Origin of the sequence: Spongiactinospora rosea (assembly GCF_003315795.1) — a bacterium.
In the GTDB taxonomy this organism is placed as follows: domain Bacteria; phylum Actinomycetota; class Actinomycetes; order Streptosporangiales; family Streptosporangiaceae; genus Spongiactinospora; species Spongiactinospora rosea.
On record NZ_QMEY01000003.1, the window covers coordinates 104,626 to 121,109 of the forward strand.

Annotated in this window: 11 protein-coding genes; 5 read left to right on the top strand and 6 right to left on the bottom strand. The window is 71.6% G+C overall.

Annotated elements, in window-relative coordinates; all coding sequences use genetic code 11:
- Positions 1-118 precede the first annotated feature (118 nt).
- Entirely contained in the window at positions 119-3,010 is a 2,892-nt protein-coding gene (locus DP939_RS09215; RefSeq protein WP_113980211.1) for an AfsR/SARP family transcriptional regulator, read from the bottom strand.
- A 217-nt stretch (positions 3,011-3,227) separates the two neighbouring features.
- Complete coding sequence (locus DP939_RS09220; RefSeq protein ID WP_113980212.1) at positions 3,228-4,010, bottom strand: enoyl-CoA hydratase/isomerase family protein; 783 nt, start codon at positions 4,008-4,010, stop codon at positions 3,228-3,230.
- 468 nt (positions 4,011-4,478) lie between these two features.
- Here DP939_RS09220 and DP939_RS09225 point away from each other — a divergent pair, with 468 nt between their 5' ends.
- From DP939_RS09225 to DP939_RS09235, 3 genes are all read left to right on the top strand, one after another.
- Positions 4,479-5,030 carry a snapalysin family zinc-dependent metalloprotease gene (locus DP939_RS09225; protein WP_199565056.1) on the top strand — a complete coding sequence of 184 codons (552 nt, stop codon included), beginning with the start codon at positions 4,479-4,481 and terminating at the stop codon, positions 5,028-5,030.
- 117 nt (positions 5,031-5,147) lie between these two features.
- On the top strand, positions 5,148-6,488 hold the full coding sequence (locus DP939_RS09230) for an MFS transporter (protein ID WP_225878124.1): 1,341 nt from the start codon (positions 5,148-5,150) through the stop codon (positions 6,486-6,488).
- A 102-nt stretch (positions 6,489-6,590) separates the two neighbouring features.
- Positions 6,591-7,838: a M28 family metallopeptidase gene (locus DP939_RS09235; RefSeq protein WP_199565057.1), complete on the top strand. Its 1,248-nt coding sequence runs from the start codon at positions 6,591-6,593 to the stop codon at positions 7,836-7,838.
- A gap of 35 nt (positions 7,839-7,873) precedes the next feature.
- Here DP939_RS09235 and DP939_RS09240 read toward each other — a convergent pair whose 3' ends face one another.
- On the bottom strand, positions 7,874-9,430 hold the full coding sequence (locus tag DP939_RS09240) for an alpha/beta hydrolase (RefSeq protein WP_113980694.1): 1,557 nt from the start codon (positions 9,428-9,430) through the stop codon (positions 7,874-7,876).
- A 189-nt stretch (positions 9,431-9,619) separates the two neighbouring features.
- Between DP939_RS09240 and DP939_RS09245 the strand changes: the two genes are divergently transcribed.
- On the top strand, positions 9,620-10,795 hold the full coding sequence (locus DP939_RS09245; RefSeq protein ID WP_113980214.1) for a sensor histidine kinase: 1,176 nt from the start codon (positions 9,620-9,622) through the stop codon (positions 10,793-10,795).
- Positions 10,792-11,463, top strand: a complete 672-nt coding sequence (locus DP939_RS09250; RefSeq protein ID WP_113980215.1) for a response regulator — start codon at positions 10,792-10,794, stop codon at positions 11,461-11,463. Before DP939_RS09245 ends, DP939_RS09250 begins: the two co-directional genes overlap by 4 nt.
- 110 nt (positions 11,464-11,573) lie before the next feature.
- Here DP939_RS09250 and DP939_RS09255 read toward each other — a convergent pair whose 3' ends face one another.
- The 3 genes from DP939_RS09255 to DP939_RS09265 form a co-directional block, all read right to left on the bottom strand.
- Positions 11,574-11,945 (bottom strand): hypothetical protein, encoded by a 372-nt coding sequence (locus DP939_RS09255; RefSeq protein ID WP_113980216.1) that lies wholly within the window; start codon positions 11,943-11,945, stop codon positions 11,574-11,576.
- A 30-nt stretch (positions 11,946-11,975) separates the two neighbouring features.
- Positions 11,976-15,419 (bottom strand): CHAT domain-containing protein, encoded by a 3,444-nt coding sequence (locus tag DP939_RS09260; RefSeq protein WP_113980217.1) that lies wholly within the window; start codon positions 15,417-15,419, stop codon positions 11,976-11,978.
- 282 nt (positions 15,420-15,701) lie between these two features.
- The gene (locus DP939_RS09265) at positions 15,702-16,244 is read right to left on the bottom strand and encodes an AAA family ATPase (protein WP_113980218.1); all 543 of its coding nucleotides are present in this window, start codon (positions 16,242-16,244) and stop codon (positions 15,702-15,704) included.
- Positions 16,245-16,484: the final 240 nt, after the last annotated feature.

Here is a 16,484-nt window from a genome sequence, read left to right on the forward strand (position 1 = left end):
CCGGATGGCCGGCGGGGCCGGATCGATGCGGTGGAGGCCGGGCCGTCCTGCGGTCGCGTGGAGAAATCGTTTTCTGGGAAAGCGCAGACGAAGGCGCCGCCGGTGCGGGCGTGCCCGCTCACCAGCGGAAGAGGCCGGCCTCCCGGGCGGCGCGCAGGTCGGCCGCCTCCGGGGCGTCGATCTCCTCGAAGAGCTTCAGGGCCCGCCGCCAGGCGTCGTCGCCGAACTCCGGCTCCTCCAGCCCGTGCCGGATGTGCCCGAGCTCGTAGAGCGTGCGGGCCTCGGCGTACGGGGCGCGCAGGTCGTGGCTGATCCGCAGCGCGGTCACGCAGTGCCCGAGCGCCGCACCGAGGTCGCCCCTGGCCCGCTCGGCCTTGGCCAGGTCCACCCTGACCAGCATCTCGACCCTGGCCAGCGACATCCGGCGGCAGATGTCCAGGCACCGCTCGTGGAACTCGACCGCGGCCCTGAGGTCGCCCTGCTCGTAGCGCAGGTTGCCGAGCGAGTTGAGGGTGTTGGCCTCGGTGTAGTGGTCGCGCTCCGCGCGGGTCATGCCGAGCGCGTCGCGCAGCGTCGCGTCGGCCTCCTCGAAGGCCCGCATCTTCACGTAGACCGTGCCGAGGTTGTTCAGCACCGCGCTGACGCCCAGCGGCTCGGGCAGCGCGAGCCGTACCGCCAGGCTCTCGCGCAGGTAGTCGACCGCCTCGCGGTAGCGGCGGCGCATCGTGCAGACCGCGCCCAGGTTGTTCAGGGCGCGGGCCAGCCCCGGCCGGTCGCCGAGGTCACGGCACAGCCGCCAGGCGCGTTGCAGGTGGCGGCTCGCGGTGGGCAGGTCGTGCCGCCGTTCGGCGGCCAGGATGCCGAGCGCGTTGCGGGCCAGGATCTCGGCGGGCTCGTCGCCGTCGCGCAGCGCCGCCTCCAGCACCGCGCCGGCCGCCTCCTCCCACTCGCCGAAGAAGCCGCGCCCGAGGAAGCCGCCCATGGAGTCCATCAGCCGGGCGATCGGCAGCACCCGGATCGAGGGGGAGCCGGTGGCCTGCAGGATCGTGCTGACCAGATTGGCGCGCTCCTGTTGCAGCCAGCGGGTGGCGGGCGCGGACCGGCTGAGCGGGTGCGGCCCGTGGTCGCCCTCGGTACGGCCGACCGGCGTCAGCCCCACCGCCCGGTCCACCGTGCGCGCGGTCGCCAGGTAGTGATCGACCAGCCGTTGCAGCGCCGCCGAGCGCTCGGCGGCGGTGTCCTCCTCGTTGCCGCGCTGCCTGGCATAGGCCCGCATCAGGTCGTGCATCTGGTAGCGGCCGGGCTCGCGGGTCTCGATCAGGTAGGCGTCCACCAGGCTTTCCAGTACGGCCTCGGCGGCGGGCTCGCGCATGGCGAACATGGCCGCCGCCGCGGAGAGGGTGATGTCGCTGCTGTTGGGGATGCCGAGCATCCGGAAGGCGGCGGCCTGGCCGGGCCGCAGCGCCCGGTAGCTCAGCTCGAAGCTGGCCCGCACCCCGAGGTCGCCGATCCGCAGCTCGTCCAGCCGCCTGCGCTGGTCGGCCAGCCGCGCGGCCAGGGTGGCCAGGCTCCAGCCGGGCCGCGCGGCGAGCCGCGCCCCGGCCACCCGGACCGCGAGCGGCAGGTTGCCACAGGCGGCGACCACCTCAAGGGCCGCCTCCGGCTCGGCCGCCACCCGGCGGGGACCGGCGATCTTGCCCAGCAGCTCCACCGCCTCCTCGGCGGGCAGCACGTCCAGGTCGATCAGGCGGACGCCCTCCAGGTCGGCCAGCCGCGCCCGGCTGGTCACCATCACGGCGCAGCTCGGGGTGCCCGGCAGCAGCGGGCGCACCTGCGCGGCGTCGCGCGCGTTGTCCAGCACTACCAGCACCCGCCGCCCGGCCAGCATCGAGCGGTACAGGGTGGCCCGCTTGTCCTCGGCCTCGGGGATGTGCGCGCCGCTGGCCCCGAGCGCGCGCAGGAAGTCGCCGAGCACCTCGGCGGCCGGGGTGTCCCTGCCGTCGGCCCCGTGCAGGTTGGCGTGCAACTGGCCGTCGGGGAACCGGTCGCGCAGCAGGTGCCCGACGTGGATGGCCAGCGTGGTCTTGCCCAGGCCCCCGCCGCCGCCGACCGCGGCGACCACCACGGGCGAGCCCTCGGACTCGCCGCGCAGCATCTCCGACAGCAGCCGCACCTGCTCGGCCCTGCCGGTGAAGTCGGGTACGTCGGCGGGCAACTGCGCGGGCGCCTGGAGGAGGGCCTGGGCCCTGCCGGTGGCGGCGGGGGTCACGTCGCCCGTCAGCACCTCCTGGTGCGTGCGCTGCAACGCCTGGCCCGGCTCCAGCCCCAGCTCCTCGACCAGGTGCCGCCGGGTCCGCTGGTAGGCGTCCAGCGCCTCGGCCTGCCGTCCGAAGCGGTGCAGGGCGACCATGAGCAGGCCGACCATCCGCTCGCGCAGCGGGTGGTCGGCCACCAGCTCGCGCAGCTCGGCGACCAGCGGCTCCTCCGGGCCCGACGTCAGGTCGGCCTCGATGCGGTCTTCCAGGGCGAGCAGGCGGGCCTCCTCCAGGCGGGCCGCGGGCACGTCGCGGACCCCGTCGGCCACGCCGACCAGCGCGGGACCGCGCCACAGCCGCAGCCCGTCGCGGAGCAGCCTGGCCGCCAGGCCGTGGTCACCGGCGCGCTGCGCGGTACGGCCCTGCTCGACCAGCCCCTCGAAGCGGTAGAGGTCCACCGTCGAGGGGTCGGCCCGTAACAGGTAGCCGCCCGAGTGCGTCTCCAGGGACGCCTTGGGGGCCTGGCCGTCGTCCGCCTCGATGACCCTGCGCAGCCGGGACACCAGGCGCTGGACGGTGTTCCTGGCGTCGGGCGCCCGCGCGCCCCACACCTGGTCGATCATGCGCTCGAACGTGACCACCCGGTTCAGGTTGAGCAGCAGCAACGCCAGCACGCTGCGCTGCTTGAACCCGCCGGTGGGGACCGGTCCGCCGGGCCGCCAGACCTCCACCGGTCCCAGTATGCGAAACTCCACGGCACCCTCTCAGGATAAGTAGCCCCCATAATAAAATTACGGCCACGGCCCCTCAAATGGATGCTTGGGGGGTGTTTTACTCATTAAATTCCATAGAATGTGGTAATGGCAAACGCCTCATGTCAATGGATATTTCACCTGAGGCGTGTCACGGTTCCGTGAAAACCGGTGACCCGGAAACGGTCATGTATCCCGCGAGTAATACCGCGGCAGGCCCTCACCGGCGGTTGTAGCGCCCGGCGCGCCCGGACAGGAAGGCGTCGACCGCCTCGCGGTGGTCGTCGGTGGCCACCATCGCATGGAACTTCTCCGCCTGCAGCGCCGTGGCCTGTTCCCTGGTCAGCCCGGGGGCGAGGGCGGCGCACGCCTTGGCGGCCTCCACCGACAGCGGGGGCCGGGAGGCGATGCGCCGGGCCTTGGCCAGGGCGGCGGGCAGCAGTTCGCCCGGTGGGTGGACCTCGGTGACCAGCCCCCAGCGCAGCGCCCGATCGGCGGGGTAGCGGTCGCCGGTCAGCAGGATCTCCTTGGCCGGGCCGAGGCCGACGACGCGGGCCAGCCGCGAGAAGCTCGCGATCAGCCCGACGTTGACGCCGGAGGCGACGAAGCAGGCGTCGTCGGCGGCGATCCTGATGTCGCAGGCCAGGGCCAGTTCCAGGCCGCCGCCCGCGGCGGCGCCGTTCACCGCGGCGATCACCGGGGCGCGGAAGTCCTCAAGGGCGCGCAGCACGCCGTCGAAGCCGGTCAGGAACTCGTCGATCCGGTCGCCGGTCAATCCCATGTCCTCGCGCAGGTCCGCGCCGGCGGTGAAGGCGCCGCCGGTGCCGGTGAGGACCAGGCAGCGGATCTCGGGGTCGCGCCCAAGGTCCGCGGTGATCTCGATGATCCGCTCCCGGACGGTCCTGTTCAGGGTGTTGGCCGGCGGGGAGTTCAGGGTGATCAGCGCGACGTGCGCGGCGGAGTGGGCGAGGGTGACGATCTGGGCCGGATCGGCGTTGTTCAATGGGTCTCCTTGGTGCAACGAGAATAGGGCGTTGCGGCCTTCCGAAATATGCGTTCTCGCATATCGCCCGGTCGCGACATGGCCTCCTTCGCAGTTCACTGCCGCCCGGCCGCCACTTGCGGCGGGTGTCCTTAATTCTGGCACGACGGATGATCCACGATCTCATTGTGCTCTGCGCCGTGCGGGCGGGCGACGCCGGGGCGGCGGAATGCGGGCCGCCTTCCGCGGTGGCCGTCCGTGACCGTGACGGCTCCGGGTGACGGTTTCCATCGGGAGGTGGCCGCGGCTGCTGCCCGGACTTATCTGGACATGGCGTTTTCCCTGGTCAGCGGTACATAACACGATGATAGAGGGAATATGCGTCTCCCTGGAGGGCCGCCGCGAGCTTACCTTGACACCATCCCTTACTCGGGATTCCACCGCCGGTTTCGCCGGCGCACCCCCCTACCCCCGAGGAGAGAGGTTCACGTGTCAAGGTTCCTCCGTACCATCGTCGCGCTGGTCCTGGGATCGGCCTTCTTCGCCGTAATGTCGCCTGTCCCCCAGGCCACCGCCACCGCGGCGAGGGTGCTCAGGTACGACGCCAGCCGCGCCGCAGAGTTCCGCGGCGTGGTGGATCAGGCGGCACAGATCTGGAATTCCAGTGTCACCAGCGTCCAGCTCGTGGCGGGCACGCCCGCCGACTTCATCGTCTACGCCGACAACGGCTGGCCCCGGGCGCAACCCACCAGCCTGGGCCGTGGCTACGTCTGGATCGGCAGGCAGGCCACCTCCCAGGGCCACAACTCGCTGCGGATCGCCACCCACGAGATCGGCCACATCCTCGGCCTGCCCGACCGGCGCACCGGCCGCTGCACCGACCTGATGTCGGGCGCGAGCGCGGGCACGAGCTGCACCAACCCCAACCCGAACACCGCCGAGCGCGCCGAGGTCCAGCGCAACTTCGGCGGCTGGCTCGTCACCCCGCAGGTGGAGTTCAACAAGATCTACGAGGACCGCGCCCTGGAGCCGGCCCACTGATCTGCTGGACCTGATCTCCTGGACCTAGGGCCCTGGGGGCCCTAGGTCCATGCGCGTGTATGCCCTAGGGCTTTTGTCCGATGTGTTGGTGTATGTGATGGTCATATCGTCACGGCCATGACGAAACGAGCATTGAGTGCGGGCCTGGTGGCGATGGTGTCACTCGTCGCCTTCGAGTACATGGCGGTGGCGATCGCGATGCCCGTCGTGGCGCGCGAACTCGGCGGTTTGGAACTCTACGGCCTCGCCTTCAGCGGGGCCATGGCCGCAGGCGTCATTGGCACGGTCCTGGGCGGGCGGTGGGCCGACCTGCGCGGCCCGGCCGCCCCGCTGTGGACCGGCGCCGTCGCCTTCAGCGGCGGACTCCTGCTCGCCGGGCTCGCCCCGGCCATGGAGGTGCTGATCGCGGGCCGGTTGGTGCAGGGCTTCGGCGGCGCGCTGGTCAACGTCGCGCTGTACGTGGTGGTGGCCCGGGTCTATCCCGAGGACCGGCATCCGAAGATCTTCTCCTTGTTCGCGACCGCGTGGGTGGTGCCGTCCATGATCGGCCCCGCGGTGGTCGGCGTCATCGTGGAGACCGTGGGCTGGCGGTGGGTGTTCCTCGCCGTTCCGGTCCTCACCGTCCTCGCCGGACTCATGCTGGTGCGCGGCCTGGCGGGCCAGCCGGTCACCGGCGGCCAGGCCCAGCCCGCGCCTGGCCTGCTGCGCAAGGTGAGCTGGGCCGCGCTGACCGCCGTCGGCGCGGGCCTCATGCAGTACGGCAGCGGCGGCAACCTCGCCCTGCTGCTCGCCGGGCTGGTCCTGCTCGGCCTGGCGCTGCCCCGGCTGCTGCCCCGCGGCACCATGCGCGCCGTGCGCGGCCTGCCCGCCGTGGTGGCCCTGCGCGGCGTCGCCGGCGGCGCGTTCTTCGCCACCGAGGTGATCGTCCCGCTGATGCTCATCAACGAGCGCGGCCTGTCGCCGGTCACCGCCGGAATCGCGCTCGCCGGGGGCTCGCTGACCTGGTCCTTCGCCTCCTGGTTGCAGGGGCGTGAGGTCTTCGGGCGTAAGACCAACCTGCTCGGCGGCTCGGCGGCCATCGCGCTGGGCATCCTGCTCATGGGCCTGGTGACCTTCGACGCGGTGCCGTTGGCGCTGGCCTACCCGTCGTGGATCGTGGCCGGGTTCGGCATGGGCCTGGTGTACCCGACTCTGTCGGTCCTGACGCTGGAACTGTCCGCGCCCGGCGAGCAGGGCGTCAACAGCTCGGCGCTGCAGGTGGGCGACATGGTGTTCTCGGTGGTGTCGGTCGCCGTCACCAGCGCCCTGTTCGTCGCCGCCGCCTCCGGCTACTGGACGGTGTTCGCGGCGGGGCTCGTCATCGCGCTGTCCGGCCTGTGGATCGCGCCGCGCGCGGCCGGGCGGGGCGCGGCGGCGGACGCCGCGGCCCCGGAGGCCGTGGGGGCGGGTGCGCGCTGAAAATCAGGGACTCCAACAGGTGCGGCCGATCGCGGGACCCCGGCGGGGTCCCCCGCTCACAATTGAGCGGAGATGTACCGCGGCAGTGGGAGGGGCCTTCCGATGCGACTCGGCACCGTGCGCCTGACCGGCGAACCGGACGGCGGCGCGGGGCGCGTCGCGCCGCCCGGCCTCCCCTGGACACGGCTGGACGACACGCTGGTCTACTGGACCGACGATGACGGCCTCTGGGCCTCGGCCGCCGAGCGGGCGCGTGCGAGCGGCCTGCGGTCCGAGGAGCGCCCGGCCCCGGCGCGTCCCGCCGAGCTGCGCCTGGTGACGCAGGTCGGGCGGGTCTTCCAGCACGAGCACCCCGACGTCCCCGTGCTGGTGGACAAGGGCCGCTACCTGGTCATCGCCGCCTCCGACGTCCTGCTCGCGCGGATCGCGCCACGAGCGGAGGTCTGCTACCGCGTCGAGCCGCTGCCCGCCGAGGGCGTCGTCTTCCGCACCCTGCCCCGCGCCGCCCGCGCCCCCGTCCCGGAGATCCAGGCGCTGACCGGCCAGGTGTCCGGCGAACGCTACCTCGCGGCGCTCGGCGAACTGGTCGCCTTCGGCACCCGCCACTCGCTCAGCACGGGCTTCGGCGCGGCCGCCGCCCTGGCCAGGGACCGGCTGGAAAAGCTCGGCTACACCGCGCGGCTTGCCCCGATCACGGTCGGGCCGGGCCGCTGCCACAACATCATCGCCGACCGCCAGGGGAGCGGCGCGCCCGCCGCACGCAAGGTGGTGCTGCTCACCGCCCACCTCGACTCGATCAACCTCGCCGGCGGCCCCAGCGCCCCCGCACCGAGGGCCGACGACAACGCGAGCGGTGCGGCCGGGCTCCTGGAGATCGCCCGCGTACTGGCCGGGCACCAGACCCACGACGACATCCGCCTCATCCTCTTCGGCGGCGAGGAGCAGGGGCTGCACGGCAGCACACAGTACGTCGCGAGCCTCGGCCCCGCCGAGACGGCCCGGATCGAGGCGGTCGTCAACATGGACATGATCGCCACCCTCAACACCGCCCGTCCCACCGTCCTGCTGGAGGGCGCGGCCCTGTCCCAGGGCCTCATCGACTCCCTCGCCACGGCGGCGGCCGACTACACGGGCCTGACGGTGCAGACCTCGCTCAACCCGTTCAACAGCGACCACGTCCCGTTCATCGACGCCTCGATCCCGGCCGTGCTCACCATCGAGGGCTCCGACGGAGCCAACACCCACATCCACACCGCGGGCGACACCCTCGACCACGTCAACACCGACCTGGCCCTCGACATCCTGCGCATGAACCTCGCCACCCTCGCCCGATCCGCCACCGCCCCCTGACCCGAGACCCCCGCCCGGTGAAGCGGCCGCATCCGTCAGAGCCGGGGGCCCTTGCAGGAGGCGTTCTCGGCCGGCAGGGTTCCGTTGCTCAGGAACGCGACGGTGGCCTTGTCGGCGCAGGCCGAGCCGGTGCCGTAGACGAAGTGGCCGCCGTGCTCGACACCGAGGAAACGGGCGCGCTCACCCAGGGCCCTGCGCATTCCCTGGCCCCCGGCCCACGGAGTGGCGTTGTCACGGCGGTTCTGCAGGATCAGGATGTTACGCGGACCGTGCGAGGTGATCTTGACCACCGGCTCGATCGGCTTCCGCGACCAGAACGCGCACGCCCGGATGTTGTTGGGCATGCCCGCGCTCAGCGGGTACTTCGCGCGGGCGGCCGCAGTGGCGTCGGCGTAGGGGGCCACCTTTCGCGACCAGGTGGTGTCCCCGCAGAGCATGGCCAGGACCATGGTGACCTGGTTGTCCGCCGGCACGCCCTTCGCAGGCGGGGTGTCGGCGAGAACCTGCCGGACCACGGCGACGTCCGCCTTCGCCGGGGTCTTGCCGGCGGACAGGTCGGCCGCCGCCTTCCAGAGCCGGGTGAGCGGGGCGAGCATCTCGTTGCGCTGCAACATCTGGTACGTGACGCTGCGCAGCAGCGCACCGCTGACGGCCACCGGTGTGCCCGGCACCGTGGCCGGCTTCCGGTCGAGGCGGGCGGTCAGCGCGACGAAGGCGTCGGTGACCTCGCCGGCGGTGTCGCCCAGCCCGAGTTCGGCATGGTTCGCCGCGGCCACGCGGGCGGCGTCCGGGAACCGGTCCTTCATGCCCTGGTTCCAGGTGTTCAGCATCTTCGCCCACACCTTGGCCGGGTCGACGTTGCCTTCCAGCACCATCCGGTCGGTGTTGCGGGGGAACAGCGAGGCGTAGACCGCGCCGAGGTAGGTGCCGAAGGACTGGCCCCAGTAGGAGATCTTCGGTGCCCCGAGCGCCTGGCGGATGCGATCCATGTCGCGCGCCGTGTTCGCGCTGTTGAAGAAGCGGAGCCTGTCACCGATCTTGGCGCACTGCCGGGCGACGGCGCGCGCGTTGGAGACGTTGCCCTTGATCGAGCCGCCGCTGCCGGGGTAGGGGAAGATGGCGAGAAGGCCGTTACCGGACAGACCGCAGCTCATCGGGGTGCTGTGGCCGACGCCGCGCGCGTCGAACCCGATCAGGTCGTAGGAGTCCAGCACCCCCTTCGGGAGCGTGCGTGCCATCTGGCCGGGCATGTCCAGGCCCTGCAGGCCCGGCCCCCCCGGGTTGAACAGCAGGACGCCGCGCTTCCTGCCGTGCTTGGCGGTGGCGATCCTGGAGACCGCGACGGTGATGGTCTCTCCGTTGGGGCGGCGGTAGTCCAGAGGCACCTTGACCGTGCCGCAGGCTTGCCTGGGGTCCCGTTGGGCGCCCGGCGCGAGTTCCGGGCACTTGTCCCACTTGATCGAAGTCTGGACGTGACCGGCGCTCGCCACGGCCCTGGCGTCGGCCGGCTGCCCGCCGATCACCGCCCCCGCCGCCGCGACCGCGGTCAGGGCGACGGCGACGACGACGCGTGCGCGGATGGTGCTTCCCATGGTGCTGTCCTCCGAATAGACGATGTGCCGCGATCCGGCTTCGCGGTTGACCGTGGTCGTCGACCGCTGATGAGAAAGGTAGAAGTGGAGGGCCCTGTCCCGAATCACTGCGTTGCGGACATTCCGTGTAGCTCATGTGAGGGACAAGCGCGGCAACATCGGGCATCAGGGATCGCTAGGCTCTCAGCCATGTCGGGGACCTGGGCCAGCGATCGCTTGCGGGGGTTGTGGGAGGTGGGGCGCGTCCACGACGCCACGGTGTGGGACCGGTGGCTGGCCGTCGTGACCACCGGCCTGGCGTTCGTGTCGGCGCTGTCGATCATGAGCGTCCAGTTCGGCGAACTTTCAGGACGCCCGGCCGACGCGTTTCAGATCGTCCTGATCCTGGCCCAGACGCTGCCTCTGGCCGTGCGTACCCGATGGCCCGCCGCGTGTCTGGCGATCAACGGCACGGCTTTCGTGATCTACGAGACGCTCGGCTACCCGATGCAGTTCGGCACCGTGACGGTGTACATCGCGCTGTACTCGGTGGGCGCGCACCAGGAGCGGTTCCGGCGCGTCATCGCCGTCGTGGCATCGGCCGCGTACGTCGTGCTGTGCGTGGCCATGATCCTGCTCGGCTCATCGGTTCTGCAGAGCGAGTTCCTGGTGTTCTACATGCTTTTCGCCGCGTGCTGGCTGTGCGGCGCCTTCGTACGCGGGCAGCGGCTCCAGGAGGCCGAGCGACGGCGGCTCGCCACCGAGGCCGCGGCCGCCGCGGAGCGGGCGCGCATCGCGCGAGAACTGCACGACGTGGTGACCCACCACGTCACCGCCATCGTCGTGCAGGCCGACGCCACGCAGTTCGTGGCCACGTCGCCGGAGCGCGTGGTCACGGCACTGTCCACGATCGGCGGCTCCGGCCGCCGGGCCCTGGCCGAACTGCGGTATCTGCTGGACGTGCTGGAGGCGACCGGAGAGTCGGCCACGCCCGTCGTGGGCAGCGTGCGAGACCTGGTCGAACAGACCCGAAGCGGCGGCCAGCCGATCGAACTGCTGGAGGACGGCGACCGGCCCTCGCTCCCGGCCGGCGTGGGGCTGGCCGTGTACCGGGTGGTCCAGGAGGGCCTGACGAACGCCGTCAAGTACGCCGAGGGCCGCCCCACCACCGTTCGCATCGGCTACCGGGACGACCGCGTCGAGGTCGAGGTGACGAACGCCGCCGCCGCGGTCCCCGTCGGCGCGAGAAGCGGCCTCTCCGGCGGCCGAGGCCTGGCCGGACTGCGCGACCGGATAGGCGCGCTGGGCGGCGAGCTGGCCGCGGGCGAGCGGCCGGACGGCGGGTTCCGAGTCTCCGCGTCGATCCCCGTAGGCGGTGCCGAATGACCATCCGTGTCGTGATCTGCGAGGACCAGGAGATCGTCCGTACCGGCTACATGACGGCGTTCGACGCGCAGCCGGACATGGAGGTGGTCGGCGTGGCCGCCGACGGCCCGGCCGCGGTCGAGGCGGTCACCGGCCTGAAGCCCGACGTGGTGGTCATGGACATCCACATGCCGCTGATGGACGGCATCGAGGTGACGAGGCGCATCGCCGGCCCCGGCGTCGTGGCGCCGCCGAAGGTGCTGGTGGTGACCACGTTCAACGTGGACAAGTACGTCTACGAAGCGCTGCGTGCCGGAGCCAGCGGCTTCCTTCTGAAGGACGCCCCTCTGCTGGAGCTGGTGAACGGCATCCGCACCGTCGCCCGCGGAGAGTCCCTGCTGTCCCCAAGCGTGACCCGTACCCTGATAGGTCGCTTCGCCGACCGCCTCCGCCCGGCCGACCCCACCCCCGGCGAGGATCCGCTGGCCGTCCTGGCTCCCCGCGAACGCGAGGTACTGCGGCTGATCGCCCGTGGCCTCTCCAACGCCGAGATAGCCGCCGAACTGGTGATCAGCTTCGAGACCGTCCGGACCTACGTCTCCCGCATCCTCACCAAACTGGACCTACGCGACCGCGTCCAAGCCGTGGTCTTCGCCTACCGCACAGGCTTCGCCGACGACGACCGCTGAACCCGGCAACCGCCCTTCCGAGCCACGGATCGGGCACCTGACGGGCACGAAAGCTCAGCGTCTTCGCACGGCTCACCGGGAGCGATCTTTGCACAGTCCCCACAGTGTGGTCAGGGGGCCGGGAAGGTGATGCGGATGGTGTGGGTGTCGGGGGGTGTGGTGGCGGCCAGGGTATGGGCGGCTTCGGTGCCGTCGGTGTGGAAGTGGATGATCATGGCCTGGGTGGTGGTGGGGGTTTCGAGTTCCACGTGGACCGTGGCGGACTCCGCGTCGCGGAGGGATTGCCGGCGGCGGTGGCGCCAGGCGAGCCAGAGGGTGGTGGCGGCGGCGGAGATGGCGCCGCTGGCCAGGTTGGCGGAGATGCCGACCAGGAGGTCGATCGTGGGGCCCCGCTCTCCGGTCGGACGCTGGGAGTGGGTGAAGTCGCCCAAGGACGCCAGGTCCTCGGGGGTCAGGCCGCTGTTCTCGATTTCCAGGCGCAAGGGAGCTCCGAGGGGAGAGGTGAAAGACCGTCAGGCGTGCATGATCCAGGGGGCGGAGGGTTCGGTGGCGGGGGTGGCGGCGTTCAGGGCCCGGACCAGGGTGGAGGGGGTGGGGTCGGTGTTCAGGGTACGGGTCAGGGCGTCCACGATCAGGGGGGACCAGGTCCTGTCGTGGATCGGACGGAGCGGGGAGATCACGAGGTCGGCTCCGGCGCGGAGGAAGGCGGTGGCGGTCGGGGGCTCGCTGACCCGGCCCAGGGGAACGGCCCGGCCGCCCGCGCAGATCGTCAGCATCACGACCAGGCCCGGGTTGACGTCCAGGGCGGCCAGTTCTGAGGGCAGCACCCAGCGGTCGTGGAGGCGCAGGGCGGCCGCTTCGCCGAGCTCGGGGACGGGTTTGCAGTGGGTCGACAGCCACAGGAGGTCGGCGGTGCGGGCGCTGTAGCGCAGACGTTCCCAGGTGACCTGCTCCTGGACCACCGGGACCGTGCCGAACAGGGCCGCGACGGCCCGGGCCTCCGCCAGGGCTCCGGGGAGGCTGAGCGGGCCCTCCGGGCCCATCGGGTCGCCGAGCACCTCGACCCGGCCGGAAAAGGGCAGCGTCGCCAACCCGAAGCGGGGACGCCGGCCGTGCCGCCGTACCACCACATGGTCCTGCGCCAGCGAACGTCCGGTGGCGTCGGGAAGGTTCTCGACCGGCACCTGCTCCCACGGCTCGCGCAGCCGCAGCGACACCTCCTCCGCCGCGCCCACCGTCTCCCGGAGGGCCGTGGCCAGGCGTTCCGCCGCCTCCGGAACCGCCGGAACCACCCGGAGCGCGCCGGCCGCGCCCTGCGCCTCGGCCCGTCGGATCGCGATGTCCGCCACCGTGACGTCCCGTGCGGACTCGGACCGGCAGACGATCACGTGCGCCGCCGTCGTGCCCTGGACCAGGTCGAGCGCGGCCGGTCCGGGGCGGGCGAACCAGCCGCCGATCTCCTCGCGCAGCCGGTCGGTGTGCGCGGGCAGTACGTCCTCGGCCCTGGCCCGCAACGCGAACACCTCCCGGACGGCCCGGGCGTCCTCGGGCGCGAGACGTTCCAGCGAGGCGGTCTCGATCGAGCGGAAATCGCGCACCGGACCTGCCTCGGCCGCCGTCTGCCGCAGCTCCCCGATCTTGACGATGGCCTCCTGGAGCCGCACCGGCAGCCTGCCGAACGCGTTCCAGTATCGGCTTTGGCGTTCGTCGACTCGCGCCCCCGCCCCGTCGGGGTCGTCGACGTTCCGGATCCGGAACGCGAGCCCGCCCCCATGGGCCGCGACGAACTCCGCCGCCCAACGGCGTTCAGCGGCGGCGGCATGGTCGTCCCCGAACGCCTCGGCCGCCGGACCGGGCAGGAAGGTGAGTGCCAGCAACCGGTCGACGTGCGCGGCTATCCCCAGGCGTTCGGCCTCGGTGACCTGCGGACCCGCCTCGGCGACCAGAGCCGAGGCCCGTTCCTTCGCCGGCGCGGTCACCATGAGGTCGAGCCCCACGTCGCGTCGTGCCTCGGAAGAACCGCCGCCCGCCAGCGCCCAGGCCGCACCGGCCCATCGCGGGACGCTCCAATACCGGTCGAGCAGCGCCAGCAGCCCTTCGGTGTGGAGAATCTTGAACACCTGGCTCTTGACGTTGTCGATGGGCGTGTTGCCGAAGATGTTCGGCCCGTCGTCTCCTCCGGGCAGCCGCTGAAACGACTCCAACAGGGCCTGGAGGTCGGGCGACCACCGCGTGACCGGCCCTTTGGAGTACAGGAGAAGATCGACCCAGGTCCCGAGCCCTTCGGCCGGAACCGAGAGGAGTTCGGCCGCCGCGTGCCAGCGCGCCGCCCCCGTCTCCCCGGTGGGCGACAGGCGCCGGCGCGGCCCGTCGCCCTCGGAGAGGGGCAGGCCGAGCAGCGTCTCGACCATGACCTTCTGCGCCTGGACGAGCCCGTCACCGGGAACGGACGCCAGGGATGTCGCGAATCTGTCCCTGGCGGCCTCAAGGGTGCCGTTGCGCAGCAGTACGTACCCGATGTCGGCCTGGATCCCGGCCGTGTAGAGCGGGACGTGGTCGGCGCCCCTCGCCCAGCCGGCCAGCGTGAAGGCCGACAGGTGATCGTCCAGCGAGGCCAGCCGGGTGGCCTGGCGCGACAGTCTGCCGCCCAGTTCGCGGTGGTTGCCGCTGAGCACGGTGGCGCACAGGCAGAGGAAGCCGTGCCAGCGGATCACCCGGGCCGACGCCCCGATCGTGTGGGCCAGCTCGGCGACCTCGTGGTGCGCCGTGGCGAGCAGGTCGTGGTCGGCCGGGGCGGCCACGTCGACCAGGTGGGCCAGCGCTTCGTACGCGGTGATCGGATCGTTGCCGTGCCTGGCGTTCTGGGCGAGCGTCAGCAACTGCCAGGGCTGACGTCTCCACCGGTCGGGATCGTTGAAGATCGATCCTGGGAGGAAGGGGTTCGGGTCGTACTCCGAACCCTGGCCGGGGTGCCCTTCGGGGCGGCCGGAGTGGTGGGACATGCGGTGGCTCTGGTGCGCGACGTCGGCGAGGACGGTGGCCCTCGTCTCCGGATCGAGCCTTTCCGCCTCCCGCTCGGCCTGGGCGTACCAGTCGGCCGCCTCGTCGAGACGGCGCAGGTCGCGCAGGGTGTTCGCGCCGTGCAGGCGGTACGTCACGACCTGCTCGGGAAGGATCTTCGGAAGGTCGGGTTCGAGGGTCAGCAGGAGGTCGAGCGAGTCCTGGATGCGGCCGCTCTCCCTGGTGATGGACGCCGCGCAGCCCACGGCGTGCGCTCGCGCGACCGGATCCTCGAACAGCGCGCAGAGGATCGGATAGGACGTCAGGGGCTGCGGCGCGAGGTGCCAGATCTTGTTCTCGACCACGAAGTGGAGGAGGGAGATGAACGCCGTGAGTCCATTGTCGCGTTCCTCCGGGGAGAGCGCGTCGACCTCGGTGGCCCGCTCGCAGAGGGAGGCCGCGCGCAGGGCCGTGTGGCCGAGCCCGCGCAGGTGAAGCTCCTGCTCCGGGACGGGCGTGTCGGTGATGTCCTGCTCGGGAGCCTCCTCGATGAGGGAGCGGAGATCGGAATAGCGTCCCGTCCGGTTCTCGGCCTCGTCGTGGAGCGCTCCACCGACCGCCGAGGCCACGCCCCGGGTCTCGCGGAGGAAGGCATCCCGGAACTCCGGCCCTCGTTCCCCCAGCCAGGACCGGACCCGAGCCTCGGCGGCGTCGCTGATCTCCCGTGTGCCGAGGCGGCCGAGAACCTGCGAGACCATGAGCCACACCATCGCCGCGAGGTGTGGCTCCGAGCTGCGCACGACCAGCTCGGCGTACCCCTCCAAGGGGCGCGGCGCGAGCCCGTGGGCCTCGTTCTCCAGCAGATAGGCCAGCAGAAACGCGAAAAGAACCAGATCCCGCCCTCTCTCGGTCTCATCGAGAGGGTCGAGCGACGCCGGGTCCCCGCATAGTTCCACAGCCCTGAGAACGGCCGCTCCGGCCTCCTGCGCCTTTGCGTCGGCCTCCGCTTCGTCCGCCTCGGAAGAGGCGCACTCATCAATGAGGTCCGAAAGGCCGATATCCCGCCTCCGCCCGCTCTCGACCTCCCTGACCAGAGCGGTTCCTACCCGGGCGGCGAAAGCGTTTCCCTCCCCAGTGCCCATGCCGTCGACCTTACGTCAAAGACGGGTCTGTGCACCGAAAAGTGATATCCCTACCACTGCCGGGTGAGGATTTCCGGCCACTACGTCGTCGCGGGTCTAATTCGTTTCGAGGTGCTTCCTGATCGCTGCGGTCCGGTCGGGCAGTGCGCCCGGGGTGATGGGCACGCATTCGTAGCCGAAGGACGCGTACGCCTCCCGATGGATCCGCTCGAAACGCAGCGATTCCTCGAAAGTGATCCGCCGCGCGGCGGTCGGGGTGACGGACCCGAGGTTCTGGATGAAGAAGACCTGCTCCTCATAGATCCGCTGGGCCTGGATCCGTTCCAGTTCGCGGGACAGAGCATCGGGGACCGGATGATCGAGATAGACGGCCAGGGCGTACGTGCAGACGGGGGAACGGTCGTAGAACTGCACGTCGCCGGGGAGGGCCGCGGCGCGCTCCTGCCTCCGGCGCTGCAGGGCGGTGATCGCCTCCGTGAAGGACGGGTTCGTCCACGGCTCAGGCTCGCCCTGGGCCTGCCGCAGGGCGATGACGTCCGTCGCCGCCTCCTCGATGACGGTGTGGCCGTCGCACTCCAGCCGGCGCAGGATCGCGGTCTTCCCCGATCCGGGCGTGCCGGTCAGAACGTAGCGCTTCATCAGTTGTCCCCATACGTCGTGCGGGTGGATGCCACCGCTCAGTGGGATGCCGCCGCCGTCCAGGGCGTGCGACCGTACGCCGCGCCGGGCTGGGAAGGGCCTGATCCGCTGTCAAAGGCGTCGCCCGGCGGGTACCGCACGCCACCGTACCACCGTGCTCGCCGCCCCCTCGGCACGGTGCGGAAGACGCTCCGCCCTCTTGACACAGCAATTCGGAATGCCATTCTGTATGATGGAATA

Coding starts and splice junctions, on each gene's coding strand:
- DP939_RS09245 (WP_113980214.1), top strand. CDS start 9,620: ATGTCGGGGACCTGGGCCAGCGATCGCTTGCGGGGGTTGTGGGAGGTG.
- DP939_RS09265 (WP_113980218.1), bottom strand. CDS start 16,244: ATGAAGCGCTACGTTCTGACCGGCACGCCCGGATCGGGGAAGACCGCG.
- DP939_RS09230 (WP_225878124.1), top strand. CDS start 5,148: ATGACGAAACGAGCATTGAGTGCGGGCCTGGTGGCGATGGTGTCACTC.
- DP939_RS09240 (WP_113980694.1), bottom strand. CDS start 9,430: ATGGGAAGCACCATCCGCGCACGCGTCGTCGTCGCCGTCGCCCTGACC.
- DP939_RS09250 (WP_113980215.1), top strand. CDS start 10,792: ATGACCATCCGTGTCGTGATCTGCGAGGACCAGGAGATCGTCCGTACC.
- DP939_RS09235 (WP_199565057.1), top strand. CDS start 6,591: ATGCGACTCGGCACCGTGCGCCTGACCGGCGAACCGGACGGCGGCGCG.